Source organism: Streptomyces sp. P17 (genome assembly GCF_032436805.1).
Classification (GTDB): domain Bacteria; phylum Actinomycetota; class Actinomycetes; order Streptomycetales; family Streptomycetaceae; genus Streptomyces.
Map to the genome: position 1 here is coordinate 81,690 of NZ_JAVRBF010000008.1, position 25,078 is coordinate 106,767.

General features: G+C 71.8%; 27 protein-coding genes and 1 pseudogene. 17 read left to right on the forward strand and 11 right to left on the reverse strand.

The window, feature by feature from the left end; genetic code table 11:
* Positions 1-177: 177 nt before the first annotated feature.
* Positions 178-615 (reverse strand): MarR family transcriptional regulator, encoded by a 438-nt coding sequence (locus RMT89_RS07220; protein WP_315883080.1) that lies wholly within the window; start codon positions 613-615, stop codon positions 178-180.
* Positions 616-730: 115 nt separating this feature from the next.
* Here RMT89_RS07220 and RMT89_RS07225 point away from each other — a divergent pair, with 115 nt between their 5' ends.
* Both RMT89_RS07225 and RMT89_RS07230 read left to right on the forward strand, forming a co-directional pair.
* Positions 731-2,185 (forward strand): aldehyde dehydrogenase family protein, encoded by a 1,455-nt coding sequence (locus RMT89_RS07225; RefSeq protein WP_315883081.1) that lies wholly within the window; start codon positions 731-733, stop codon positions 2,183-2,185.
* A 12-nt stretch (positions 2,186-2,197) separates the two neighbouring features.
* Positions 2,198-3,304: an NAD(P)-dependent alcohol dehydrogenase gene (locus RMT89_RS07230; RefSeq protein WP_315883082.1), complete on the forward strand. Its 1,107-nt coding sequence runs from the start codon at positions 2,198-2,200 to the stop codon at positions 3,302-3,304.
* 135 nt (positions 3,305-3,439) lie between these two features.
* On the opposite strand, the gene RMT89_RS07235 is transcribed toward RMT89_RS07230, so the two are convergent.
* Positions 3,440-4,390 carry an NADP-dependent oxidoreductase gene (locus tag RMT89_RS07235; protein ID WP_315883083.1) on the reverse strand — a complete coding sequence of 317 codons (951 nt, stop codon included), beginning with the start codon at positions 4,388-4,390 and terminating at the stop codon, positions 3,440-3,442.
* Between the two features lie 71 nt (positions 4,391-4,461).
* Here RMT89_RS07235 and RMT89_RS07240 point away from each other — a divergent pair, with 71 nt between their 5' ends.
* Entirely contained in the window at positions 4,462-5,421 is a 960-nt protein-coding gene (locus RMT89_RS07240) for a helix-turn-helix domain-containing protein (RefSeq protein ID WP_315883084.1), read from the forward strand.
* Between the two features lie 60 nt (positions 5,422-5,481).
* Complete coding sequence (locus RMT89_RS07245) at positions 5,482-6,336, forward strand: hypothetical protein (RefSeq protein ID WP_315883085.1); 855 nt, start codon at positions 5,482-5,484, stop codon at positions 6,334-6,336.
* Positions 6,337-6,339: 3 nt separating this feature from the next.
* Here RMT89_RS07245 and RMT89_RS07250 read toward each other — a convergent pair whose 3' ends face one another.
* Positions 6,340-6,903, reverse strand: coding sequence for a TetR/AcrR family transcriptional regulator (locus tag RMT89_RS07250; RefSeq protein WP_315883086.1), 564 nt, complete (start codon positions 6,901-6,903; stop codon positions 6,340-6,342).
* The gene (locus RMT89_RS07255) at positions 6,900-7,262 is read right to left on the reverse strand and encodes a DUF1304 domain-containing protein (RefSeq protein WP_315883152.1); all 363 of its coding nucleotides are present in this window, start codon (positions 7,260-7,262) and stop codon (positions 6,900-6,902) included. The genes RMT89_RS07250 and RMT89_RS07255 overlap by 4 nt, the downstream gene beginning before the upstream one ends.
* A gap of 282 nt (positions 7,263-7,544) precedes the next feature.
* Between RMT89_RS07255 and RMT89_RS07260 the strand changes: the two genes are divergently transcribed.
* The 5 genes from RMT89_RS07260 to RMT89_RS07280 are packed head-to-tail and all read left to right on the forward strand — an operon-like array spanning position 7,545 to position 11,868.
* The gene (locus tag RMT89_RS07260; RefSeq protein WP_315883087.1) at positions 7,545-9,263 is read left to right on the forward strand and encodes an ATP-binding protein; all 1,719 of its coding nucleotides are present in this window, start codon (positions 7,545-7,547) and stop codon (positions 9,261-9,263) included.
* Positions 9,260-9,670: a roadblock/LC7 domain-containing protein gene (locus RMT89_RS07265; RefSeq protein ID WP_015655861.1), complete on the forward strand. Its 411-nt coding sequence runs from the start codon at positions 9,260-9,262 to the stop codon at positions 9,668-9,670. The genes RMT89_RS07260 and RMT89_RS07265 overlap by 4 nt, the downstream gene beginning before the upstream one ends.
* Complete coding sequence (locus RMT89_RS07270) at positions 9,667-10,038, forward strand: DUF742 domain-containing protein (RefSeq protein WP_315883088.1); 372 nt, start codon at positions 9,667-9,669, stop codon at positions 10,036-10,038. Before RMT89_RS07265 ends, RMT89_RS07270 begins: the two co-directional genes overlap by 4 nt.
* Complete coding sequence (locus RMT89_RS07275; protein WP_315883089.1) at positions 10,019-10,624, forward strand: ATP/GTP-binding protein; 606 nt, start codon at positions 10,019-10,021, stop codon at positions 10,622-10,624. Before RMT89_RS07270 ends, RMT89_RS07275 begins: the two co-directional genes overlap by 20 nt.
* Entirely contained in the window at positions 10,621-11,868 is a 1,248-nt protein-coding gene (locus RMT89_RS07280) for a cytochrome P450 (RefSeq protein ID WP_315883090.1), read from the forward strand. The genes RMT89_RS07275 and RMT89_RS07280 overlap by 4 nt, the downstream gene beginning before the upstream one ends.
* A gap of 48 nt (positions 11,869-11,916) precedes the next feature.
* Here RMT89_RS07280 and RMT89_RS07285 read toward each other — a convergent pair whose 3' ends face one another.
* The 3 genes from RMT89_RS07285 to RMT89_RS07295 form a co-directional block, all read right to left on the reverse strand.
* Positions 11,917-13,626 carry a hypothetical protein gene (locus RMT89_RS07285; protein WP_315883091.1) on the reverse strand — a complete coding sequence of 570 codons (1,710 nt, stop codon included), beginning with the start codon at positions 13,624-13,626 and terminating at the stop codon, positions 11,917-11,919.
* A 180-nt stretch (positions 13,627-13,806) separates the two neighbouring features.
* The gene (locus tag RMT89_RS07290) at positions 13,807-15,438 is read right to left on the reverse strand and encodes an amidohydrolase (RefSeq protein WP_315883092.1); all 1,632 of its coding nucleotides are present in this window, start codon (positions 15,436-15,438) and stop codon (positions 13,807-13,809) included.
* A 10-nt stretch (positions 15,439-15,448) separates the two neighbouring features.
* On the reverse strand, positions 15,449-16,942 hold the full coding sequence (locus tag RMT89_RS07295; RefSeq protein WP_315883093.1) for an APC family permease: 1,494 nt from the start codon (positions 16,940-16,942) through the stop codon (positions 15,449-15,451).
* A 124-nt stretch (positions 16,943-17,066) separates the two neighbouring features.
* Here RMT89_RS07295 and RMT89_RS07300 point away from each other — a divergent pair, with 124 nt between their 5' ends.
* The 3 genes from RMT89_RS07300 (at position 17,067) to RMT89_RS07310 (ending at position 18,777) form a co-directional block, all read left to right on the forward strand.
* A complete protein-coding gene (locus RMT89_RS07300; protein WP_315883094.1) occupies positions 17,067-17,780 on the forward strand; it encodes a TetR/AcrR family transcriptional regulator in 714 nt (237 codons plus the stop codon).
* 60 nt (positions 17,781-17,840) lie between these two features.
* The gene (locus RMT89_RS07305) at positions 17,841-18,305 is read left to right on the forward strand and encodes a pyridoxamine 5'-phosphate oxidase family protein (protein ID WP_315883095.1); all 465 of its coding nucleotides are present in this window, start codon (positions 17,841-17,843) and stop codon (positions 18,303-18,305) included.
* A 79-nt stretch (positions 18,306-18,384) separates the two neighbouring features.
* On the forward strand, positions 18,385-18,777 hold the full coding sequence (locus RMT89_RS07310) for a VOC family protein (RefSeq protein ID WP_315883096.1): 393 nt from the start codon (positions 18,385-18,387) through the stop codon (positions 18,775-18,777).
* Between the two features lie 19 nt (positions 18,778-18,796).
* Here RMT89_RS07310 and RMT89_RS07315 read toward each other — a convergent pair whose 3' ends face one another.
* A complete protein-coding gene (locus RMT89_RS07315; RefSeq protein WP_315883097.1) occupies positions 18,797-19,126 on the reverse strand; it encodes a DUF4235 domain-containing protein in 330 nt (109 codons plus the stop codon).
* A gap of 9 nt (positions 19,127-19,135) precedes the next feature.
* Positions 19,136-20,146 (reverse strand): glutathione S-transferase C-terminal domain-containing protein, encoded by a 1,011-nt coding sequence (locus tag RMT89_RS07320; protein WP_315883098.1) that lies wholly within the window; start codon positions 20,144-20,146, stop codon positions 19,136-19,138.
* 93 nt (positions 20,147-20,239) lie between these two features.
* Here RMT89_RS07320 and RMT89_RS07325 point away from each other — a divergent pair, with 93 nt between their 5' ends.
* Positions 20,240-21,208, forward strand: coding sequence for a cation diffusion facilitator family transporter (locus RMT89_RS07325; RefSeq protein ID WP_315883153.1), 969 nt, complete (start codon positions 20,240-20,242; stop codon positions 21,206-21,208).
* A 63-nt stretch (positions 21,209-21,271) separates the two neighbouring features.
* Here RMT89_RS07325 and RMT89_RS07330 read toward each other — a convergent pair whose 3' ends face one another.
* The gene (locus RMT89_RS07330; RefSeq protein ID WP_315883099.1) at positions 21,272-21,721 is read right to left on the reverse strand and encodes a nitroreductase family deazaflavin-dependent oxidoreductase; all 450 of its coding nucleotides are present in this window, start codon (positions 21,719-21,721) and stop codon (positions 21,272-21,274) included.
* A 136-nt stretch (positions 21,722-21,857) separates the two neighbouring features.
* Here RMT89_RS07330 and RMT89_RS07335 point away from each other — a divergent pair, with 136 nt between their 5' ends.
* From RMT89_RS07335 to RMT89_RS07350, 4 genes and pseudogenes are all read left to right on the forward strand, one after another.
* Positions 21,858-22,049 carry a ferredoxin gene (locus RMT89_RS07335; RefSeq protein ID WP_315883100.1) on the forward strand — a complete coding sequence of 64 codons (192 nt, stop codon included), beginning with the start codon at positions 21,858-21,860 and terminating at the stop codon, positions 22,047-22,049.
* A gap of 210 nt (positions 22,050-22,259) precedes the next feature.
* Positions 22,260-22,478, forward strand: a pseudogene (locus tag RMT89_RS07340) (DUF1348 family protein); the annotation flags it as partial.
* Between the two features lie 9 nt (positions 22,479-22,487).
* The gene (locus tag RMT89_RS07345; RefSeq protein WP_315883101.1) at positions 22,488-23,021 is read left to right on the forward strand and encodes a flavoprotein; all 534 of its coding nucleotides are present in this window, start codon (positions 22,488-22,490) and stop codon (positions 23,019-23,021) included.
* Between the two features lie 100 nt (positions 23,022-23,121).
* Positions 23,122-24,039 carry an adenosine kinase gene (locus RMT89_RS07350; RefSeq protein ID WP_315883102.1) on the forward strand — a complete coding sequence of 306 codons (918 nt, stop codon included), beginning with the start codon at positions 23,122-23,124 and terminating at the stop codon, positions 24,037-24,039.
* Between the two features lie 35 nt (positions 24,040-24,074).
* On the opposite strand, the gene RMT89_RS07355 is transcribed toward RMT89_RS07350, so the two are convergent.
* A complete protein-coding gene (locus RMT89_RS07355) occupies positions 24,075-24,935 on the reverse strand; it encodes a hypothetical protein (protein ID WP_315883103.1) in 861 nt (286 codons plus the stop codon).
* Positions 24,936-25,078: the final 143 nt, after the last annotated feature.

Consider the following 25,078-nt stretch of genomic DNA (forward strand, 5'->3'; position numbering starts at 1 on the left):
AGGTCACCGGGGGCCGGGGTGACATCGTGCAGCGAGCGTACGAGCGCTGGGCCGTCACCGGGCACCGAGTGCGAGCAAAACCGTTCCCCGCACTGCAAGTTACCCTCGATGGAGTGAATCTGAGCATGTTCGATTGACATATGTCTGTCAATTGCGCGCCGGGGTCTTCGGGCAGGGTCAGGACAGTGCGTGCCAGGCCTTCGACAGGGCCTGGCGAAACTGCTCGGCCTGGTGTGCGGTGAGATCCCGCACCATCCGCTCCTCCAGCTCCCGCACCGGCCCCTCGTGCCGGGCCAGCAGCTCGCGCCCGTCGGCGGTGAGCAGGATCAGCAGCTCGCGCCGGTTGCGCGGATTGCGCTCCCGCCGGACCAGACCGCGGGTCTCCAGTGACCGTACGAGGTCGGCGATGGACTGGGCGGTGACGAACGAGTCGCGGGCCAGCTGGGCCGCCGACAGTCCGTCGTGCCGCTGCAGGACGGTCAGCGCCGTGTACTGGAGCGCGGTGATCCCCGACGCCCTGACCAGCTCGTCCAGGTGGGAGCGCACCACGAGCTCCACCTGTTTCACCATGTAGAGAAGCGACGGAGGTGCCTTGGTCGTCTGGGTGCCGGTCATGGTCCGAGCCTAGGGCATTGACAGGAAACCTGTCTGTAATGAGACTGCGAACCAGACGATGAATCAACAGGAATCCTGTTGGTTGAAATCTTGGCGATACAGCTGAGGAGTGGCGATGACCACCTTCGAGATCGAACCCGGCCGACTGTTCATCGGGGGCCGGTGGCGCGAGGCCGCCGACGGGGCGCGCACCGAGGTGGTCGACCCGTCCCGGGGCACCGTCGTCACCACGGCCGCGGCGGCGGGCCCCGCCGACGTGGACGCGGCCGTGCAGGCCGCCCGGGAGGCCTTCGACAGCGGCACCTGGTCCGGGCTGAGCGGACGCGAGCGCGGCCGGGTGCTGCACCGCGTCGCCGAGCTGATCCGCGAGAACGCCGACGACCTCGCCCGGCTGGAGAGCCTCGACGTGGGCAAGCCCATCACCCTGTGCCACGCCGTCGACGTCACCAACGCGGCCAACGACTACGAGCACTTCGCCGCCCTCGCCCACTCCCTGCACGGCGCCAACCGAGACACTCCCCTGAACGCACTCGCCTACACCCGCCGCGAGCCGCTCGGCGTGGTCGCCGCGATCACGCCCTTCAACTTCCCGCTGATCCTGGCCGGTTCGAAGCTCGGCCCGGCGCTCGCCGCCGGTAACACCATCGTCCACAAGCCCGCCGACGAGACCCCGCTCAGCGCCCTGTTCATGGCCGAACTGCTCCAGAAGGCAGGTGTCCCGGACGGCGTGGTCAACGTCGTCACCGGCACAGGCCCCGGGGCGGGCGAGGCCCTCCTGCGCCACCCGGGGGTGGACAAGGTCGCCTTCACCGGTTCCACCGCGGTCGGCCGGCACGTGGCGAGCGCCGCGGGGGAGGCCCTCAAGCCCGTCACCATGGAACTCGGCGGCAACGCCGCCCACATCGTCTTCGAGGACGCCGACCTGGAGAAGGCGGTCGGCGCCGTCATCAAGGCATTCGTCTTCAACACCGGCCAGTTCTGCATGGGCGGCCCCCGGCTGCTGGTGGCCCGCCCGGTCCACGACACCCTGCTGCGCATCCTCGCCGAGGCCGTCCCCGGCGTCCCCGTCGGCGATCCGCGCAGGCCCGAGACGGTCGTCGGCCCGATGGCGGGGGAGAAGCACCTGAGGAAGGTCGAGGAGTACGTCGACCTGGCCCGCAAGGAGGGCGGCCGCATCGTCTGCGGCGGTGAGCGGCTCGATCTCGATGGCGGCTACTACTACCGGCCCACCGTGATAGCCGACCTGCCCAACGACTCCCGCGTCGTCCAGGAGGAGATCTTCGGGCCGGTCCTCACCGTTCAGCCCTTCGACTCCGAGGACGAGGCCGTCGCCCTCGCCAACTCCACGCCGTACGGCCTCGCCTCCGGCATCCAGACTGGCAGCCTCGCCCGCGCCCACCGCGTCGCCGAGCGGCTCCAGGCGGGCATCGTCTGGATCAACGACTGGGCGATGCTCGACCCCGCCGTCCCCTTCGGCGGGGTGAAGGACTCCGGGTTCGGCCGCGAGTACGGCCCCGAGGCGCTCGCCGCCTACACCAAGGTCAAGTCCGTCGTCGTCTCGCTCGACTGAGGAGCCTCTGCGATGCCCATCCCCACCCGTGCCGCCGTCGTCGAGTCCGGCGGCGCGCCGTTCGCCCTGAATGACGTCGTCCTGGACGACCCCGGCCCGCACGAGGCGGTCGTCCGGATGGTGGCGGCCGGCCTGTGCCACACCGACCTCTCCGTCGCGAGCGGCGGACTGCCCTTCCCGCTGCCCGGAGTCCTCGGCCACGAGGGCGCCGGTGTCGTCGAGGCCGTCGGCCCGGCCGTCACCGGGGTCGCGCCGGGCGACCATGTCGTGCTGTCCTTCACCTCCTGCGGCGGCTGCCGGGACTGCCGGGGAGGACACCCGGCGTACTGCGCCGCCTGGCTGCCGCTGAACCTCATCGGCGGTCGCCGGGCCGACGGCACCAGCACCCTCAGCCGTGCCGGCGAGCCGCTGGGAGGCCACTTCTTCGGCCAGTCCTCGTTCGCCGAGCGGGCGTTGGCCGACGAGCGCAGCCTGGTCAAGGTCGATCCCGACGTGCCGCTGGAGTCCCTCGCCCCGCTCGGCTGCGGGGTCCTCACCGGTGTCGGCGCCGTGTGGAACGTACTGAATCCGACGACCGGCAGCACACTCGTCGTGCTCGGCGCGGGTGCCGTCGGTCTGTCGGCCGTGATGGCGGCCGCGCTCACCCCCGCCACCACGGTCATCGCCGTCGACCGGGTCGGCGAACGCCTGGCCCTGGCCCGCGAGTTGGGCGCCACCCACACCATTGACGCGGCCGAGGAGGACCTCGGGGAAGCCCTCGCGGAGATCACCGGCGGCCGGGGCGCCGACGGTGTCGTCGAGACGACCGGCAACGTCGGCGTGCTGCGCCAGGGCGTCGACGCGCTCGCCGCCCGCGGCACCCTGGTCGTCGTGGGCGCCCCGCCGTTCGGGACCGAAGTCGCCCTGGACGTCAACGGGTTGCTGGGCGGCAAGCGCATCGTCGGGCTCACCCTCGGCGACGCCGAGACGCAGACCTTCGTACCCGCCCTGGTCCGGCTGGTGAAGGAGGAGCGGCTGCCGCTGCACCGCCTGATCAGCAGCTATCCGTTCGCGGACATCGATCAGGCGGTGCGGGACATGCGCGCGGGCAAGGCCGTCAAGCCCGTGCTGGTGTTCTAGGAACCCACTCTCGCCGCACCGGCCGAAAGCCCAGGTGCGTCCAGTACGAGGGCTTCCGGCCGGCACGCCGAGGGCACGCACCGGACGCCGCTCCCTGACGGGCAAACGTCGCCTGCCGCGGCACTGGGCCACGGGTCACTCGCCCAGCAGGACCAGCTTCCCGGTGGTCCGGCCGGTGTCGCCGAGGCGGTGTGCTTCGGCGGCGCCGGCCAGCGGGAAGGTCCCGGCGATCGTGGCGCGCAGCGCGCCCTGCTCGACGAGGTCCGCGATGGCCTTCATCCCGGAGTGCGAGGCGTCGACGAGCATCCGCAGCGCGCGCACACCGAGCCGCTCGGCCTCCGTGTACAGCTCGTCCGAGCCGACCGGCAGGATCGACACCAGCAGCCCGCCCGGACGCAGCACGCGCAGCGAACGCAGGCTGTAGTCGTCGCCGATCGTGTCCAGGACGACATCGACGTCCCGCACGGCCTCGGTGAAGTCCGTCGACCGGTAGTCGATCAGCTCGTCCGCGCCCAGCTTGCGCAGGAGGTCGTGCTTGCCCTCGCTCGCCGTGCCGATGACATACGCGCCGCGCGCCTTGGCGATCTGCACGGCCACATGCCCCACCCCGCCGGCCGCCGCGTGGATCAGCACCCGCTGCCCCGGCCGGAGCCCGGCCGTCTCCACCAGCGCCTGCCACGCGGTCAGGGACACCAGCGGCAGCGCCCCGCCCTGGACGTGGTCGATCACGGCCGGCTTCAGGGCGAAGGCGCGGGCCGGGCCGGTGACGAACTCGGCGTGCGAGCCATGGCCGAAGGGGTACGGCAGCATGCCGAAGACCTCGTCACCGGGCCGGAAGCGGGCGACGCCGATGCCGACCTGCTCGACCACGCCGGAGACGTCCCAGCCGAGGACGAAGGGCGGCTGTCCCAGGAAGCCGCCGTGTTCGCGGTGCTTCCAGTCGGTCGGGTTGAGCCCGGCCGCCCGCATCCGGACGAGGATCTCGTTGGGGCGCGGCGACGGCCGCTGCAGTTCCACTTCCTTGAGGACCTCGGGACCGCCGAGGACGTCCTGACCGATGGCGCGCATGGTGTTCACAGTGCTCATGGTCATTCAGCCTGCCCTGGACGGCGAGCCCGGGAAATGGCACGATTGCCAACCTTCGATAGGATCGTGCCATGGTGAAGCGGCACAAAGAACGCGTGGTCGTCCTGGCGCTCGACGGGGTCTACCCCTTCGAACTGGGTATCCCCGCCCGGATCCTCGGCGCGGCGGACGGCCGGTACGAGGTGCTGACCTGCTCCGTCGACGGGCGGCCGGTGCGCAGCAACGCCGACTTCACCATCGGCGTCGCACACGGCCCCGAGATCCTGGACACCGCCGACACCGTGGTGATCGCGGCGATCGACCCCGCGCACATCACCGAGGAACTCCCCGACGAGGTCAGCGCCGCCCTCGCGCTGATCCGCCCCGAGGCGCGCATCGTCTCCATCTGCACCGGCGCCTTCGTGCTCGCCGCGGCCGGACTGCTCGACGGCCGCAAGGCCACCACCCACTGGCACCTGGTCGACCACTTCCGGCGGATGTACCCGCACATCGACCTCGACCCGGATGTCCTCTTCGTCGACGACGGCCGCATCCTCGCCTCGGCCGGCGCCGCCTCCGGCATCGACGTCTGCCTCCATCTGGTCCGCAAGGACCACGGCAGCAGGCTCGCCAACTTCGTCGCCCGCGCCTGTGTCGTACCGCCCTTCCGGGACGGCGGCCAGGCCCAGTACATCGAGCAGCCGGTCCCCGAGGAGGGCGCCGCCGGCACCGCCGCCACCCGCGCCTGGGCCCTCGAACGCCTCGGCGAACCGCTCACACTGGCCGACCTCGCCGCGCACGCCCGGATGAGCCGGCGCACCTTCGCCCGCCGCTTCAACGACGAGGTGGGCCTCAGCCCCGGCCGCTGGATCGTCCAGCAGCGCGTCGCCCGGGCCCGCCACCTGCTGGAGGCCAGCGATCTGCCGGTGGACCACATCGCCGGCGAGGTCGGCTTCGCCACCGGTGCCTCCCTGCGCCAGCATCTGCACGCGGCGATCGGGGTCTCGCCGCAGGCCTACCGGCGCACGTTCCAGGAATCCGGCCGCGCCTGAACGTTCTTGTCCGCAGCCGCGTCGGAGGAGCGAGGAACGCAATGGCGGACGGGGATGGGCATGCGCACCAGGCTGATGGCGGTGGTGTTCGCGGTGGCCGTGACCGCGGTGGGCTGCGGTGACGACGGGGAGGGCCTGGTCGTCGAGGGCGCCGCACCGGCCACGCCGTACAGCGGGCCGCTGCAGGTGCCCGCGAAGAACCTCGACGAGGACAGCCCGCGGGCGGTGCGCATCGAGTCCGGCGCCGCGGGCCGCGCGCTGGAGTGCGACGGGGAGATCCACTCGGGTGGCGGCAGCGGGCCGTGGAGCGAGGGCGACGGGGGCTCCACTCCGGCGGAGGGGCTGGAAGCGTACTTCGACATCGAACAGCCGGACGTCCCGCGCACCGGCTACCGCGAGGAGCGCCGGGAGGGCGACCGGGTGCTGTACTCCCTCGACGTCGAGGGCCGCACCAAGGTCGCGGTGATCGTCGCCAAGGGCCGGAAGAACCGCCCCGGTTGGGGCCCGGAGACCAGCGCCTCCTGCGATCCGGCCGAACTCCCCGAGAGCTTCACCGACTCGCAGGGGTACGAGATCTGGACCGACCGGGACGGACGGCGGGTGCCGATCACGACGGTGCACAGCAACGTGGGACCGAACCACTGCGACTGGGAGACGGCCCACTTCCTGGCGACGGGCTGGGGCGAGGACGCCAGGTCGTACGCCCGGGACCCCGGCAGCGTGCTCCCGCCCGGGATGCTCACCTCCGCCTACGACGGTGACGCCAGGCTGCCTGCCGACGCCCGCGACACCGGATACCGGTACGAGGACCGTCAGTTGTGGCTCACGGACGCCGACCCGACGCAGGCGTACGTCCGCACCCCGGACGGCGTCGAGGCCTGGCCCCTGGTGAAGGACGGGTACGGCTGCAAGTAGTTGTCACCGGCTGGCGTGCAGCGCGACCAGCAACTGCCAGACCTGATGGGCCACTTCCTCGGACGTGGCCTCGATCAGGCCGTGCAGCCAGTCGCCCAGCACCCCGGCGAACGTGGCGGCGACGGCGGACGCGACGAGGGGCGCGTCCGCCGCCCCGGCCAGTTCCCGCTCGCGCAGGCTGTACGCCCTGAGATCGCGGTGCAGGACCCGGCCGAGCGGGCCGCCGCCGCCCGGGCTCAGCAACTCCCGGTACAGCCCGGCGTGCGGAGCGAGGGACGCGAAGAACTCCACCAGCGCGGGCGGCGCGTGCACCGGGTCCGGGCGGCCCCGCCAGGCGTGCAGCGCCTCCACCGCCTCCCGCACCACGTCCGCGCAGGCGTCGACGGCCAGCGCCTCCAGGCCGTCGTAGTGCAGATAGAACGTGGCCCGGCCGACTTCGGCGCGGCGTACCACCGCGGCCACCGAGACCCGGGCGAGCGGCCGCTCGGCGCACTCGTCGAGCAGGGCCCGGCGCAGCCGCTCCCGGGTGCGGGCGGCCCGTGGCTCCTCGGGCGGGGGCGTGCTCATCCGGCGACCAGCACGGCGGCCAGGGCGAGCGCGCCGGGCAGCGCCTGCGCGATCAGGATGCGGGGGTTCGCGGTGGCCGCGCCGAACACGCCCGCGATCACCACGCAGGACAGGAAGAAGATCTGGACGCGGTGGCCCGTGGGGTCGGCCGCGATCAGACCCCAGACCAGACCGGCCGCCAGAAAGCCGTTGTACAGGCCCTGGTTGGCGGCCATCGGAGCGGTCGCGCGGGCCATGTCCGGCTCGAAGCCGTGCAGCCCTCGCCCGGGCTTCTTCTGCCACAGGAACATCTCCATCACCAGGATGTAGAGGTGCAGCGCGGCCACCAGGCCCACCAGCACGTTCGCGACCGTTTCCATGGCTGCTCCGCTCTCCATGTTTCCCGACCAGATCCTGGACAGGTGTCCACTGTACATGGACATCTGTCCATGTTCGATTCGGACCGATTCCTGGCGGAGAGTGACGGAACCCTCACCTCCATGGACCGGGCATGGTTGATCCTTTGGTCCTCGAACCCGATAAGCTCCCGTACGGCGCTGCGAGTTGACCCGATCGCGTTCGGTTCGCTCGCGGTGCGTACTCATGAGTGCGGTCCCCTTGCACACCCCCCTTGTTCGATCGTGTTGGTTCGAAGGATGCAGATGGAACTCGCCACTCCGCCCCCGGCGGCGCGGGCCCCTGTCGCCTGGTACAGCTGGTGGCTGATGCCGCTGGCCTTAGGAGGCGGGACGGTTGCCGCGACATTCATGAGCTCCGAGCGAATAACCGCCGTCGTCGCCGGTGCCGCGGCCACCGCGGCCAGCACCGTGTGCGTACGGCTCCTGATCCGCACCCGCACGCAACTGCGCCGCGCCGAGAGCGAGTTCCGCGCCTCCCAGGCCGGGCACTCGCAGCAGTGGCAGCAGCACGTGGCGGGCCTGGAGCGGAAGTTCGCGGCCGAGCGCGTGGCCCGGGAGGGCGAGCGCGCCGCCGTGGAGGGCCGGCTCGTCGAGCAGTCCGGCGCCTATGAGGCGCAACTGGCCGAGCAGGCCCGGGCGTTCGAGGAGCGGCTGGCCGGACAGGCCCAGTCCTACGAGGCCCAGCTCGCCGACCAGGCCGAGGTCTACAAGGAACAGCTGACGCACCAGCACGACGCGGTCGCGCGCCTCGCCGGTGAGCAGCTGCCCGAGGCGCTGGAGCGGCTGCGCGCCGGAGAGGCGGTCGACGACCTGCTGCCGGCCGTCAACCAGTGCGCCAAGGTCAGTTCCGAGCTCCAGGCCGAGCTGCGCAAGGTCCTGCGGACCTCCCTGATCGGTGTCGAGGCGGAGTTCAACCGCTCGACCTCCGCCGAGCAGGCCGTGATCAGCATCGGCAACCGTATCCACGTCCTGACCAGCAAGCTGCGCGGGCGCCTGCACGAGATGCAGGGCGAGCACGGACGGCTGCCGTCCGTGGCGCGCGGTCTGATGGAGCTGGACCAGGCGATCGGCCCCGCCGACTGTCTCGCCGCCAGCATCGGTGTGCTCGGCGGCTCGGACCGCCCCGGCCGGCAGTGGCAGGAGCCGCAGCGGCTGCTCAGCGTGGTCCGCGGCGGCATCGGCCGGATCAAGGACTTCCACCGCGTCGAGGTACGTCATCTGCCCGAACTCGGCGTCGACGGCGGCCTGGTGGACCACCTCACGCTGATCTTCGCCCACGTCCTGGACAACGCGGCCCGCTACTCGCCGCCCACCGAGCCGGTGGTCGTCTCCGGCAAGGAGGTGCCGAACGGCGTCGGCATCGAGATCCAGGACTCCGGCAAGGGCCTGAGCGAGGAGAAGAAGCGCGAGGCCGAGCACGCCCTGGCCGGCACCGCGCCCGGCGCGGGACTCGGCGGTATCTCGGAGGACGCCAGCATCGGACTCAGGGTCGTCGGCGCGCTGGCCCGTCGCTACGGCATCCGGGTCACCTACGCCGACTCGCCGTGGCTCGGCACCTCGGTGGTGATCGTGGTCCCGCACAAGTACTTCAGCCCGCTCCCGGCGTCCGCCGCGGCCACCGCCCCGGCCGCGACCGCGACGGAGCCCGCCTCCCGTACCGCCGTCGCCATCGCGCCGGCCGAGACGGTCGCGGGTGACGATGTGGACACCACGCCCGGAGGACTGCCCCGGCGCCGCAGCAAGCGGAGCGAGGCGGCCCGCCACGAGCCGGCCGAACGCACCGAACGCAGCGAGGGGACCGCGGTCGCGGCCGTCCCGCCGGACGCGTCCTTCGCCGGTCTGGCCGCCTTCGCCACCGCCGGCCGGGAGTCCGGCGAGAGCGACAGCGGGGCCGGCGACGACGTCACCGCCGGGCGCGAGTCCACCGAGCACCACACCGAAGAGAGCGACAAGTCCGTATGACGCAGCAGGGAACCGACGTGAGCTGGGCGCTCCGCGATCTCGTGGAGTCCATCCCGGAGATCCGTTTCGCCCTGGTGGCCTCCAGCGACGGCAAGGCCATCACCTCCTACGGCGCCGAAGACCCCGACGACGTCGACCGCTTCGCCGCCGTGGTGGCCGGCCTCCAGGCGCTGGCCCAGCCGGTCGCCGAGCAGTTCCCCAAATACGCGGGGCAGCTCCGGCTGGCGATGATCGAGGTCGACGGCGGTCACCTGTTCGTCGTACGGGCCGGGGTGGAGACGTATCTCGGTGTCCTCGCCCGCGAGGGCCTCGACCAGGGGCTGCTCGGACACCAGATGAGGGACCTGGCGCGCAGAATGGGCGAGCTGCTCGGCACCACTCCGCGCCTGGAGGAGCACTCTGGATGAGTGCTCCCCGCCGGCCCACGGACCCGTCCGGTCTTGAGCGCTACTACGTCCTCACCAAGGGGCGCAGCGGACCGGGCGGTTCGGCGTCGAGCCTGGACGTGGCGACCCTCATCGTCTCCCGTGTGGCCCCCGTACCGGGCATGCAGCACGAGCACGAGGAGATCCTGCGGCGCTGCCGCGATCCGCTGTCGGTGGCCGAACTCGGCGCCCACCTCGGATTGCCCTTCAACATTCTCGCGGTGCTGCTGGCGGATCTGCTGGAGGCAGGCCGCGTCGAAGCCCGTGACCCCATCCCGGTGCACGGCGCCGGCCGCGGGCCCGACCTCGCGCTCCTTGAGGAGGTACTCAGTGGACTTGAAAGGCTTTGACCACCCCGGTGGTCTTTCGGCCGGTGGCACCCGCTCGGTGAAGGTGATGATCGCCGGCGGGTTCGGCACCGGGAAGACCACCATGGTCCGCTCGGTGAGCGACATCAAGCCGCTCACCACGGAGGAGACCCTCACCCAGGCGAGCGCGGACGTCGACCACCTGATCGGTGTCGCCGACAAGACGGAGACCACGGTCAGCCTCGACTTCGGCAAGATCAGCATCAACGACACCCTGATGCTGTACCTGTTCGGGACGCCGGGCCAGGAACGCTTCTGGTTCCTGTGGAACGGCCTGTTCAAGGGCGCGCTCGGCGCGGTCGTGCTGGTGGACACCCGCCGGCTCGCCTCCAGCTTCCGGGCCATCGAGGAGATGGAGCGGCAGGAGGTGCCCTTCGTCATCGCCCTCAACGTCTTCCCCGACTCCAAGGAACACCCCATCGAGGAGATACGGGACGCCCTGGACATCTCCCCCCACACCCCGGTCGTGGTCTGCGACGCCCGCGACCGGGCCTCCAGCCGAGATGTACTGATCACCCTGATGCGTCATCTGAAGGAACGCTCTGCCGTCGCACTGGAGCCCCGATGAACGACCAGAACCTCGACAGTCCCGACGCCCCCCGCGGCTGCCCGGTCGCGCACGGTTCGGCAGAACCGGCCCGGCTGTACGGGCCCGAGGCGGCGACCGACCCGCGCGGCATCTACGAGCGGCTGCGCAAGGAGCACGGCTCCGTCGCGCCGGTGCTGCTGGAGGGCGACATCCCCGCCTGGCTGGTCCTGGGCTACCGGGACAGCCGGCGAGTGCTCGACAATCCCCGCCAGTTCGCCCGGGACGGGCGGATCTGGCGGGACTGGCGGGAGGGCCGGGTCGCGGACAACTCCCCGCTGGTTCCGATGCTCGCCTGGCGCCCCGACTGTGTGTCCCAGGACGGCGAGGCTCACCGCCGACTGCGCGGTGCCGTCAGCGACGGGCTGCAGTCCGCCGCCGACCGCGGTATCCGGCGCCACGCCACGCACTTCGCCAACAAGCAGATCGACGCGTTCGCGGGCTCCGGCCGCGCCGATCTGGTGGCGGACTACGCCGATTTACTGCCGATGCTCGTGGTGGCCCGCATTCTGGGGCTTGCCGAAGCGGAGGGGCGGCGCCTGGTCGAGTCCTGCGCCCAGGTGATGAAGGGCGGCGAGGACGCCGTCATGCACGACGGCGTGATCAGGGAGATCTTCGGTGAACTCGCCGAGCGCAGGCGGTCCGAACCCGGCTCCGACCTCGCCACCGGCCTGCTGGAGCATCACGCGGCTCTCGACCACGACGAGGTCGTGGCCCACCTGCGCGCGGTGCTGATCGCCGCGCACGTCACGACCAACCTGCTGGCCCGGGTGCTGGAGCTGGTCCTGACCGACTCCACCCGGCTCTCCGGGCTGATCAGCGGTCAGCTGACCGTCTCGGCGGTGGTGGAGGAGGCCATGTGGAACTCTCCGCCGCTGGCCGTCCTGCCGGGGCGCTTCGCCGCCAGCGATGTCGAACTGGGCGGGCACCGCATCGAGGAGGGCGACCTGCTCGTCCTCGGTCTCGCCCCGGGCAACCTCGACCCCGAGGTCCGGCCCGACCCGGGTGTCTCGGTGCAGGGCAACCAGGCGCACCTGGCGTTCGGCGCGGGCCCCCACGAGTGCCCCGGGCAGAACATCGGGATGTCCATCATCGAGATCGCGGTGGACGTCCTGCTGCACCGTCTGCCGGGCCTGCGCCTGGCCGTGCCGCCGGAGGAGCTCACCTCGACCGCGTCCACATGGATGTCCCAGCTGGACAGCCTGCCGGTCGAGTTCGAGGTATAGGCCCTCAGACGCCGCTGCCCGGCCGGGTCACCCGGCCGGGCAGCGGCGTTATCCGTCGAGCCAGTCGCCTGCGAGGTCCGAGGGACGGTATCCCGTGGCGTTCCAGAGGAAATGCGGGTGGGCGCAGCCGAACATGTAGGCGAGCAGTGCGGTGTCCTCCCTCCCGGTCCGAGGGTCGTACAGGGCGTAGAAGAATTCGGATCCGACCGCGCCGGAGTCTTGTTGGACCTGACGGGCGCGGGCCGTGGACGGTGCGGCGCGGGATGCCTCCACAGCGGCGATGTACGTGCGGCGCAGGATCTCCCAAGTGCTGTCGGTGTTGCCGTGCCAGGGGCCGTGCAGCGCTTCGAAGGCATGGAGCTCGGCGTCGAAGAGGGGCCAGGTCTCCGGGTGTTGGGCTCGGCAGCGCGCGGACAGCTCGGCCGTCCGGGTGCTCAGAGCCGGTGCGGAGGGCCGCGGGGCGATGGTGAGGGTGGTGCCGTGGGTGAGGATGCCGGTGCAGGCGTTGGGCTGAAGGTCGCACAGCGGGCACTCCTGGGCCGGGGGGAGGCCCTGGGTGATGCCGTCGAACCACAGGGCGTGGCGGCCCGTGAGCCCCATCCAGACGACGGTGCTGGTCATCAGCCAGGTGTTCCACATCGAGGAATGCGCCTCGGGCATGCAGCCGTACTTGATGAGGGCGATGGCGCAGGCGGCGTAGAGGGCCTTGGTGTGGGTGGGCAGGTCGGCGAGCCAGAAGTTGCTGATCTCGCCGGTGAGCGCGTCGACCCGTACGTCGGTCATGTCGTCGACGACGCGGCACAGCAGCAGGGAGGCGAGGTGCTCTTCCTGCCAGAGTTCGGTGTCGGGGGAGACGTGCCAGAACAGGCAGTCCATCATCTGCAGGGCTGAGTAGGTGCTCTGGCCGAGTGGGTTGGTCTGGGGGAGCGTGACGCTGCCCGCGTGGTGCTGCTGGAGCCAGTACTCGTCGACGGATCGCTTGTGGGCCGCGTAGAGGCCGCAGACCAGGGCCCGTGCGCTGTTGGTGCTGAAACTCTCGGCCAGGCGGCCTTCGATGAGTTGGGTGAGCTGCGTGGTGTCTATGGTGTCGATCACGCGTTTGTACTCGTGGAAGAGGAGGATGTCGTCCTCGAAGCGGTGGCGGTAGCCGAGGTCTCGCTCCAGGTCGTTCATCTGCCGGACCACGGACCATCCACCGGTCAGGACGCTGTCGAGTTCCCGGCGGTACGGCCAGGTCTTGACGGTGAGGGGACGACCGGCGCTCTGCCGCCAGCGGTAGTCAGCCACTGTGCGTTCGGGGGGCGTGGGCAGCCGCCGGCACAGAGGGCAGGGGCAGACGGTTGTCTGCTCGTCCTCGTGCGGCGGCGTGAGTGCCCGGCTCCTCCAGGCCCCTTCCAGCATCATGGAGGTCAGTCGGCAGACCTCGATATCGGTGCTGACCTGGGGGAAGGCCGCTTCGATCACGCGCAGGCTGGAGTCGAGCCGCCCCAACCTCGCGTAGCCCTCCTCGTCGGGCGGGAGGAACGCGCGCGGCGCCAGTTGGAGGGCTCCCTCCACATGCAGCGTGGTGCTGGAGTGGGGGGAGCGGAGTGCGTCCAGCCGCTGCTGAGCGGCGTTCTGGCCATCTCGGTACTGCTCGGTGCACCCATTGATGTGTGTCACCAGGAGGCGGGCCAGGGCGTTTCCCGCCTGGAGCCGGGCGCTCGGCTGCGTCGGGAGCAAGCTGTCGGTGACGTCGAACCGGACGTCCTGAGGCATGTGCTTCCTTTCGGGAGACGTGGCGCAAGGTCCCCCGCGCCCTGCGGCCGGGGCGGTCGCACGACCGCCCGCTGATTCGAACTCGCCTTCCCGATGCGAAAGTTGAATCGAGAAGCGGAACGAGACTGCCCAGAGCGTAAATGATCTACACCGTGACCCGACCGTGATATCCGTTACTGCTCAAGCCACTTGAGCTGCGTATACTCGCTCGCCCCCCGCATAGGTCAGCGCCACCCGTGTCGCCGAGAGCTCCTCCGGCGGAACGGCGAACGGATCCCGGTCCAGGACCACGAGATCCGCCAGCGCCCCGGGCCGCACCACTCCGGTGTCGTCCAGGTGGTTCACATATGCCGATCCGGCCGTGTAGGCGGTCAACGCCTCGGCGAGTCCGATGCGTTCACCCGGCAGGAACACCGGCCCCGCACTGCCCGGCGCCACCCGGTTCACCGCGACATGGACGCCCTCCAGCGGGTCGGGGCTGCTGACGGGCCAGTCGCTGCCCGCCGCGAGCCGGGCACCGGAACGCAGCAGCGCGCCGAACGGGTACTGCCACCCGGCTCGTTCGGCCCCGAGGAAGGGGATCGTCAGCTCGTCCATCTGCGGTTCGTGCGCGGCCCACAGCGGCTGGATGTTCGCCGTGGCCCCGAGCGCCGCGAACCGCGGTACGTCGTCGGGGTGCACGATCTGGAGATGGGCCAGGTGGGGCCGCGTGTCGCTCGGTCCGTTCGCCGCGCGCGCCGCCTCGATCGCGTCCAGGGCGTCGCGTACGGCCCGGTCGCCCAGCGCGTGGAAGTGGCACTGGAAGCCGAGCGCGTCCAACTCGGTGACGTACTTGGGGAGTTGACTCGGGTCGACGAAGCTGGTGCCCCGGTTGGCGGTGGCGCAGCCGCACTTGTCCAAGTAGGGGTCGAGCAGCGCCGCGGTGCCGTTCTCGGCGACCCCGTCGAGCATCAGCTTCACGGTGCCGGCCCGGAACCGGCCGTACCGCAACGCCTCCCGGCGTTCGACGAGTTCGGGGATCTGCTCGGCCCCGCGTCCGCGGTCCCACCACAGGGCGCCGACGACACGCGCGGTCAGCGATCCGTCGCGGGCGGCCGCCAGATACGCCTCGGCCGGGTCGTCCATGCCGAGGAAGTCACCGACGAGCGCGTCCTGCCAGGCGGTGATGCCGAGGGAGTGCAGATGGCGCTGGGCGTGCAGCAGAGCGGCGAGCCGGTCTTCCGGCGTGGCGGGCGGGGTGAGCCGGCCGACCAGCCGCATCGCCCCCTCCTGGAGCGTGCCGCTCGGCTCACCGGCCGCGTCGCGCTCGATGCGCCCGTCGGCCGGGTCGGGCGTGTCGCGGGTGACGCCGGCGAGCTCCAGGGCCCGGCTGTTGACCCACGCGCCGTGGTGGTCGCGGTTGGGCAGATACACCGGCCGGTCGGGCACGACCGCATCCAGCAGCTCCTTGGTCGGCGTACCGCCCTCGAAGGCCTCCATGGACCAGCCGCCGCCGGTGATCCACTCCCGCTCGGGATGCGCCTCGGCGTACACGCGCACGGCGGCGACGGACTCGGCGGCCGTCTTGGCGCCGGTCAGATCGCACTGGGTGAGCTCAAGGCCCGCCGGTACCGGATGGACGTGCGCGTCCTGGAAGCCGGGCAGCAGCAGCCGCCCTGCCAGGTCGACCACTTCGGTCCGCGGTCCGGCGAGTTCCCGTACCTCCTCCCGTCCTACGGCGGTGATGCGGCCGCCGGTGACGGCGACGGCGGTGGCGGTACGGCCCTCGGGGGTGAGGACGGGGCCGCCGGTGAAGAGCAGATCTGCGTGCATGTTCCGTTTCCTAAGGGGCGGTCGGGATCAGTTGCGGGGCTTCGGCGTCGGAGCCCCGGCCGGTGCGGAAGTACGGTGACTTGCGTACGTAGCGGGCCCAGGCGGCGGCCAGGAAGCCGGAGGCGATCATCGCCAGGGGCGTGGCCAGCAGGAACCAGCCGTTGTCGGCGCTGACTTCGAAGTGGTCGGCGGAGGTGTAGAAGGACCAGCCGAGGTATCCGCCGAGCCCGAGCAGGGTCAGGGCGCTCAGCGTGGGCAGCACCACGGCCCGTATCCCCTGCGGCCAGTCCTCGCGCAGCAGGGAACGGAAGCGGACGGCGGCGGCCAGTGCGGTGAGGGCGTAGGACAGGGCGACGATGATGCCCACCGCGGTCACGGTCGCCATGATCATGTCGGCGAGGCGCGGAATGACCAGGGCGAGCGTCGCGACCGCCGCCGCGAGCGCGCCGATCAGCAGCGTCCCGGCGGCCGGAGTCCCGTACCGGGGGCTGACCTTGGACCACACCGGGCCGAGCGTACGGTCCCGGCTCATCGCGAACATGCCCCGGGCCGCCGGGATCACCCCCGCCTGGAGCGAGGCGACGGCCGAGAACATCAGCGCCACCAGGGGGAGGGCCGCCAGCGGCTGGGAGGCCAGCCGGTCGCCGAAGAACGCCAGTCCCTCGGCGCCATGACCGGCCAACTCGTCCTCGGACAGGACGCGTTGGAAGGCGACCGAGCCGAGCAGGAACAGCGCCAGCATGGTGAACAGGGTGGTGAAACCGGCCCGGGACGCGTCGCGGGGGTCGCGGACCTCCTCGTTGACGGTGAACGCCGCCTCGAAGCCCCAGTAGCAGAACACCGACAGCAGCATCCCCTGGGCGAGCGCCGTCGCCGAGGGGATCGCGAACGGGTCGAACCAGCTCAGGCTGAAGGCGTGCGGTCCGGTGACGATGCCGTATCCGCAGAAGCCCAGCAGGACGGCGTACTCGAAGACCAGCAGCCAGCCCTGCAGGCGGGCCGCCTTGCGGACGCCGGTCACGGCCGTCACGGTGACCGCGGCCAGGACCACGATGCCCACCGCGGTCGTCTGCGCGGTCGAGCCCGGGTCCAGGCTCAGGCCGCCCAGCCGGCGCAGCCCGGCGTCCCCGGCGAGCTGGATGACGGCCGATCCGGTGACGGCGGTGGTGTAGGCGAGGAACGCCACCACGGCCACGATGCTCACCCAGCCGACCATGAAGCCCAGCCAGGGAGTGAGCGAACGGCCCACCCATACATAGCCGTTGCCCGCGTTCGGCTCGACGCGGTTGAGGCGGGCGTAGGCACCCGCTATGCCGAGCACCGGCAGGAACGCCAGCAGCATGATCGCCGGCAGATGCAGGCCGACCACCCCGGCGGTGACGCCGAGACCGATCCCGATGCTGGTCGTGGCCGCCGTACTGGACGCGGCGATGGCGACGCCGTCGAGGACGCCGAGGGACTTGCGCAGCGCGGGTGGGTCCACGGCTGGGGGAGTGTCGGTCATGGCGGGCTCCGCTCGCACCAGGGGGCCTGGTCGGCCCCGGTGACCGCACATGAAACTGGCCGTGCACTTCACAGGTCAACGGTGTTGTCATAAGGTGGGGCCACCCGGCACCACGGAGGCAACCATGAGCGACCGTGTCGTCCCGGCCGCCGACCGGCGGCGCAGACGCCCCACCAAACAGGGCGTCGTCCTGTCCGAGGAGCTGATCGTCGCCACCGCGCTGCGGCTCATCGAGGAGCACGGCGCCGAGGCGCTGTCCGTGCGCCGTCTGGGCCGGGCCCTGGGCGCCGACCCCAGCTCCCTGTACCGCTACTTCCGGCACACCGACGACCTGATGCTCGCCATCGCCGACGAGCTGATCGGACGGACGCTGCGGATCTGGCGGCCGACCGGCGACTGGCGTGCCGACCTGCGCGACCTGGGCCTGCGCATCCACGCCGGGGCGCTCACCCACCCCCGCGCCGCCGTGCTCAGCTCCTACCGGGTGACCGGGCGGGTGCACGAGATCCAGGCCGTGGAGACCGGCCTCGGGGTGCTGCGCGGAGCCGGTTTCCCCGACGCCGAGGCGGTGCGCGTCTACCACGCCTTCGTCGACCAGGCGCTCGCCTTCGCCGCGCTGGACTCGGCCAGCCTGGCCCTGCCGAAGGCCGCCCGGGACGCCGAGATGGCGGTCTGGGAGGCGACGTACGCCCGGCTGCCCGCCGACACCCACCCGCACATCGCCGCGACCGCCCGCCATCTCGTCGCCGACATGCGGCGCAGCTCCTATCCGGCCGCCCTGGACCTGCTGCTCGGGGCGGCGGCCACGCGGCTCGCGGAAATCCAGGGACGTACGTGATCATCCGCTGCCAGACTGGGCCGCACCGACCGATGACGTCCCGCCAGGAGGCTGTCCCCGATGACCCCACCGCCCGCACGTCCCCCGAAGCAGCGCAAGCTCGACACCCTGCACCGCCTGGAGCACGACGAGGACGTGTGGGTCGCCACCGCCGGGGCCGACGGGTCAGCGCCGTACCTCGTGCCGCTGTCCTTCCTCTGGGACGGTGAGACGCTGCTCCTCGCGACCCCGGCGGCCAGTCCCACCGGCCGGAACCTCCAGGCGACCGGCACGGTGCGGACAGGCCTCGGGCCGACCCGTGACGTGGTGATGATCGACGGCGCCGTCGACGCGCTGACCGTGGCCGAGCTGCGCGCGGGTGAGGGGGACCGGTTCGCCGCCAAGACCGGCTTCGACCCGCGCGAACTCACCACCGACTACCGGTACTTCCGGGTGCGGCCGCAGCGCGTCCAGGCCTGGCGCGAGGCGAACGAGCTCGCCGGGCGCGAGCTGATGCGCGACGGAGCGTGGCTGGTCGCGGACTGATTTCCCCGCGCCGGGATATCCGAACGGTGGAGGGCGGCGGGGCAGTTCGGCTCCGCGCCCGGAACCGTACGGAGGAGACATGGCACTGGTGAAAGCGGGCGTGGTGGTGCTCGACTGTGCCGAGCCCGAGAAGCTCGCCGTGTTCTACAAGGAGCTGCTGGAGGCCGAGCAGACCGACGCGACCGCCAACCGCGTGGAGATCAGGGGCGCCGGCGGCACCCGGCTGGCGTTCCGCCGCGATGTGAACGCCACCCCGCCGAGCTGGCCGCGCCCGGAGAACTCCCTCCAGGCGCATCTGGACTTCGTGGTGGAGGACCTGGACGAGGCCGAGCGCAGGGTGATCGGCCTGGGCGGGCGCCCGCTGGAGACCAAGGACGTCTCCGGCCCCTTCGAGGAACGCGGGTACGCCGACCCGGCCGGCCACTCCTTCACCCTGCGCCGGGTCACACCGACGGCGCCGAAGCGGGGTTAGCCGAGCGGAGGCGGGGCGGTCAGGAGGCCGCCTCGGCCTTCTTGTCGTCCTTCTTCCCGTCCGACGGCCACACGCCCGTGGTCCGCTCGACGGCCTTCGCGCCCGTGCGGTTCACGGCGCTGCGAACGACCGCGAAGATGGCCCCCTGCAGCGCGGCGGCCAGCAGGACCTCGCCCCAGCCGCGCTCCCGGTCCAGTGGATCGGGGGCGTCGTCCTCGTGCCGGATCGCCTTCCACGTCGCCTGGAAGGCGAGACCCGCGAGCGTGCCGCCCGCCCAGCCGATCACGAACCCGAGGGGTTTGTAGGCCAGGGGGAGTTTGAGCTTCTGCTGCTTGTCCTTCTTGGCCATGTCTGCCTCCTATGCGGTCAGGGCCGGAACCGTCTCGGCCGCGGGTAGCGGCCCGGGCGGGGTGCCGGTGCCGAAGGGCCGGCCGCCCAGCCTCTCGCGGCCGTGCGGGCTCCGCCAGCCGGACAGATCCGGTCCGAGGGGCACGATGCCGGTCGGATTGATACCGGTGTGCACCTGGTGGTAGTGCCGTTTGATGTGGTCGAAGTCGACGGTGTCACCGAACCCGGGCGTCTGGTAGAGATCGCGGGCGTACGCCCACAGCACCGGATTCTCCGCCAGCTTCCGCAGGTTGCACTTGAAGTGACCGTGATAGACGGCGTCGAAACGCACCAGCGTGGTGAACAGCCGGATGTCCGCCTCGGTGATCGTGTCGCCGACCAGATACCGCTGCTCCTCCAGCCGCCGGGACAGCAGCTCCAGCCTGCGGAACACGCCCGCGCAGGCCGCCTCGTACTCCTCCTGGTCCACGGCGAACCCGGCCGCGTACACACCGTTGTTGACGTCCTCGTAGACCTCCGCCATCACCGTGTCGATCTCGCTCCGCAGCTCCCGCGGATACAGATCCGGCGCCCCGTCCCGGTGCAGGGCCGTCCACTCCGTGGCCAGGTCCAGGGTGATGCGCTGATAGTCGTTGGTGACCAGCTGACCGCTCGGCACGTCCACGATCGCGGGCACGCTCACCCCGCCCGGGGCGTCCTTCTCGCGCGCGTCGTAGGCCTCGGCGAGGAAGCGGATGCCGAGAACGGGGTCGCGGCCGTCCGGGTCGAGGGTGAAGCGCCAGCTGCGGTCGTCCTGGATGGGATCGGCGACGGCCAGCGACAGGGCGTCCTCCAGGCCGAGGAGGCGCCGCGAGATCACCGCCCGGCTCGCCCACGGACAGGCACGGCTGACGACCAGCCGGTAGCGGCCCGCCTCCACCGGCCAGCCGTCCCGGCCGTCGGCGGTGATCCGGTCGGTGAAATGGCTCGGGGACCGTTTGAACGACCTGTGGCCGTAGGCCGCGTTGCCGTCGTCGGGCATCACGCCCCTCCTTCCCTGGCGGACATTCACCGGGTCCCCCGATTTCGCCGGTCGGCACGGTGTGATCCGCCCCTTCCCGGGCATTCGGCGATGATGAGCGGCGAGGCGACAAGGGCGGACCGCAGGACGCGGGTCACCGTGCTGGTGGCGCTCGCGGCCAACCTCGTCATCGCCGTGGCCAAGACGGTCGGCGGCCTGATCGCCCAGTCACCCGCGATGCTGTCGGAGGCTGCCCACTCGGTGGCCGACAGCGTCAACGAGGTGTTCCTGCTGGCCGCCCTGCGCCGCAGCCGCCGCCCCGCCGATGGCCGGCACCCCTTCGGCTACGGCAAGGAACGCTTCTTCTGGTCGCTGCTCGCCGCCGTGGGGATCTTCGTCATGGGCGGCTGCTTCTCCTTCTTCCAGGGCTTCGAGGCCCTCAGGAACGGCACCGAGAAGAAGCTGGAGGGCTATGTCGCGGGCATGATCGTGCTCGGCGTCGCCCTCCTCGCCGAGGGCACGTCGCTCGCCCGGGCCCTGCACCAGGCGCACCGGCAGGGCGGCCTCGCCGACGGCGGGTTGCGCGACCCGGCCCTGCGCACCGTCGTCGCCGAGGACGGCACCGCGGTCCTCGGTGTGAGCCTCGCCCTCGCGGGCATGGCCCTGCACATGGTCACCGGCCAGGCGGTCTACGAGGCGGCCGCCTCCCTCGCCATCGGCGCCCTGCTCGTCTACGTCGCCTACCGTCTGGGCCGCGACGCCCGCGACCGGCTGATCGGCGAGGCCGCCGACCCCGAGGCGGCGGACCGGATCCGGTCGCTGCTCAGGGAGCAGCCCGAGATCGACAGCGTGGAGGCGCTGTTCACCATGAAGACGGGACTGGAGACGGCCCTGATCGCCGCCCGGGTCGACCTCGTACCGGGCCTGGACAGCGAGGAGGTCGAGGAGGTCGCCGTACGGATCAAGCGGGCCGTCGCCGACGCCGTGCCCGAGGCGGAACAGATCTTCCTGGACATCACCGACCGCGCCGCCCAGGAGGCGTGGCAAAGCCCCGCCGCGACGGGGGAACGCGGCGGGGCCTGACGCACGGGTGCCCTGCGGACGCGGCTTCATGCGTCCCGGGCACAAGAATTTCTCCGAGGGCCGTCAGTCGCCCTCGACGGGCTCCAGTACGAACACCGGAATCTCGCGCTCGGTCTTCTCCTGGTAGTCGGCGTACGGCGGATACGCCGCCACGGCACGCTCCCACCACTCCGCCTTCTCCGCGCCAGTGACCTCACGGGCCGTCATCTCCCGCTTGTCCGGGCCGTCCTGGAGTTCCACCAGGGGATCGGCCTTGACGTTGTGGTACCAGACCGGATGCTTGGGCGCCCCGCCCAGCGAGGCGACCGCGGCGTAGCGGCCCTCGTGCTCCACCCGCATCAACGGCGTCTTACGGATCTTGCCGCTCCTGGCGCCCCGGGTGGTGAGCAGGATCACCGGCCAGCCGGTGTCCTGCAGGGTCGTCCCCTTCGTGCCGCCGGAGCTCTCGTACAGCTCCACCTGCTCGCGCACCCACTGGGTCGGGCTGGGTTCGTACTCGCCCTCAAGAGGCATGGCATCGGTCCCATCGTCATGTTCCGCGACTGACTCTCTGCTTCAACACAGATGCCTGCGCGTTTCATCCGCCCGGCGCGCGACACGAGCCAGGGGATGCTGGACCTCCCCGTGACCTGGTAAGAGGCTGACGGTCATGCACATCGACATCGACAAGGACGTCTGCATCGGCGCCGGACAGTGCGCGCTGGCCGCGCCAGGCGTCTTCACCCAGGACGACGACGGCTTCAGCACCCTGCTCCCCGGCCACGAGACCGGCTCGGGCGGTCCGATGCTCCGCGAGGCGGCCCGCGCCTGCCCGGTCGGCGCGATCACCGTGTCCGACTGAGCCGCGGCGGATCGAGTACGGCCACCTCCAGGCGGCCGAGCCGGTCCGGATCGGCGATCACCTCGTAGGAAAGGATCCGCTCGCCCTCGACGGTGACCCTCCAGCCGGTCCAGGACGACCAGCAGGGCCAGCCCCACCGAGTCGCCGAGCAGCGCCGTGTCCTCGGGATCGCCCGCACCGCCGCCCCGCTCCGGCGGCTGCTGCCCGTACCTGTGGGCCTTCGACGGCAACCGGATCGCGGTCCGCTTCCAGTACGAGTGCCGCGACGCCGACGGCCAGTGGTGGCGGTCGTACGGCAACGAGCTGTGGGAGTTCGACGCGCACGGTCTGATGACCCGGCGGGAGGCCGGCATCAACGACGTCCGCATCGAGGAGCACGAGCGCCGGATCCTCGGCCCGCGCGGGGAGGAGCCGCTGCCCGTTCAGTAGGGTGCGCGGATGAGCGAACAGGCCGGAAAACCCTTCCTCTACGTCGTCGTCTGCGCCGCCGGGATCGCCGCCGGCGTCAGCAAGCTCGTCGTCGCCGCGCAGGAGCGGGGCTGGGAGGTCGGTGTCATCGCGACGCCCGTCGCGATGAACGGCTTCTTCGACACCGCCGCCGTCGAGGCGCTGACCGGCCGCCCGATCCGCTCGGCCTGGCGCACTCCCGCGGATCCGCGCCCCTTCCCACCGCCGGACGCGGTAGTCGTCGCGCCCGCCACCTTCAACACCGTCAACAAGTGGGCGCAGGGCCTGGCCGACACGCTCGCCGTGGCCACTCTGTGCGAGGCGTACGGCCTCGGCGTCCCCGTCGCCGCCCTGCCCTGCGTGGCCGACGCGCTCGCCGCCCACCCCGCCTACCAGGAGAGCCTGGCGCGGCTGCGCGGGATGGGCGTCCACTTCGGTGAGCCGTACACCGGGGATCCCCAGGGGGGCGGCAGTCGGCCGGAGTTCGGCTGGGAGCGGGCGCTGGACCTGTTGGACATTCCGTAGGCGCCGTTCACAACTTGCCGTAAATTACTGCAAGTTGTTGCAGTCCTGGTGCCGGGCTGTTTGACTCACCTCTCCGAGCCGAGAGGAACGAGCCAACCCCATGCGCACCGAGACCGACGTCCTCGTCCTGGGCGGCGCGGGCGTGGACACGATCGTCCACGTCCCCGAACTGCCCCTGCCGTACGCCGACAGCTACCTGATCCGGCCCGGCATCAAGACCCGCGCGGGACAGAGCGGGGACTTCGTGGCGCTCGGTCTGAGCGCCCTGGGCCTGCGCACCCACCACCTCGACATGATCGGCGACGACGCGGAGGGCGACCTGGTCCGCGCCCTCCACCGCGACCACGGCATCCCGCTGACCGCCGTACCGCAGCCCGCGGGCACCAAGCGGGCGGTCAACCTGGTCGGCCCCGACGGGCGCCGGCTGTCCCTGTACGACGACACGCGCTCCAGGGAGGCCGACCGCTTCCCGGAGGGGACCGTGCGCACCCTGGCCGCCGCCGCCCGGCACGCGCATGTCGTCATCACCCACCCCTGTGCCCAAGCCCTGCCGCTGCTGCGGGAGGCCGGGCTGACCATCTCGACGGACCTGCACAACTGGGACGGCGCCAACCCCCACCACGAGCCCTTCGCCCTCGCCTCGGACCTCGTCTTCCTGTCGACCACCGCCCTCGCCGACCACGAGCGCACCATGCGGGACATCGCCGCCCGCGGCCGGGCCCGCGTCGTCGTCGCCACCGCCGGAGCCGACGGCGCCTACCTGCTGGCCGACGAGGCGCTCACACACATCCCCGCCGTCACCCCGCCCGCCCCGGTGGTCGACTCCAACGGCGCGGGCGACGCCTTCGCCTCCGCCTTCCTGCTCGGCTGGCTGGGCGGCGAGGACCCCGCCCGCTGCGCCCTGTACGGCGCCGTCGCCGGGGCCCACGCCTGCACCGTGCCGTCCGCCCGCACCGACGCCATCGACCGCACCGAACTCCAGGCGCGTGTCGCAGAGTTGGCCGCGGACCCCGTATGACGCGCCGTTACGGCGCCCGGGAGGTCCGAGCCGGGTCAGACGCACTCCGCCGTCGGCCCCGCCAGCATGCCGCCGGTGTAGAGCGCCTGCCCCTGGGGCATCCAGTAGCCCAGCTTGGAGACGACCGTGGAGCAGGTGTCCCGCAGGGCGACCCGGACGACCACGGTGGCGGGGCGCCCCGGCTGGAGGTCGGTCAGGGCGCAGTCGAGGGCGTACAGGTTCCGGGCCGTCGAGGGGTGGCGGCCGACCAGCGGATTGACGCAACGGGCATCGTCGGTGGTGAGCTCCACCCCGGAGGCCTCCTCGCCGATGAGCTCGAACCGTGCGCTGCCGTCGCCCCGTTCGCTGTCGCGGTGCACCCTGTACGTCAGGGTCGTCGCCGTACCGCGCCGCAGCGTGCCGCGGTCGACCTCGACGCGATGCGTGGGCGCCGCCTTGGGCGCGCTCAGCGTGAGGGTGGCCCGGACCGTTCCGCTCAGGTCCACGCCCGCAGGATCGGAGCGGACCCGGACCTCGGCCTCGATGTCGTAGGTGCCGGGTCCGGGGTACTCGCGCGAGCCGGGCAGGGTCCCGGAGGCGACCGCCACGCCGTCGCGCCGAGCGGTCCAGGTCCCCGAGGTCAGACAGGCCGAGCGGGCGGGCGAGCCGGCCCGGCGGCAGGTCGCGGGGGCCGAGACCGCCATCATCGGCGTACCGCTGCCCAGGCACAGCGACACCGAGGCCCGCTGCCCGCCGGGCCCCTGCAGGACCCCGGCCGGCGCGCACAGCGTCGCCGGACCCACCACAGCCGGTGCCGGCGGCGGGTCCGGCAGGGCCCACGCCGGCGCCACGACGCCGAGCGGCAGCGCCGCGGCCGCCCCGAGCAGAATCCTCAGCCTGGTCGGACGTGTCCGCACCGCGTTCCTCCCGTACGGCCGCGACCGGCCGGACGCCGGTCCACTGCGCCGAGAATGCGCGAGTGATCCGGCCACCGGGCCGCTCCCACGCCGCACGGTCACCTGCGGGCAGCAATGCGCGGCGCACGCCACGTCGTACGCTC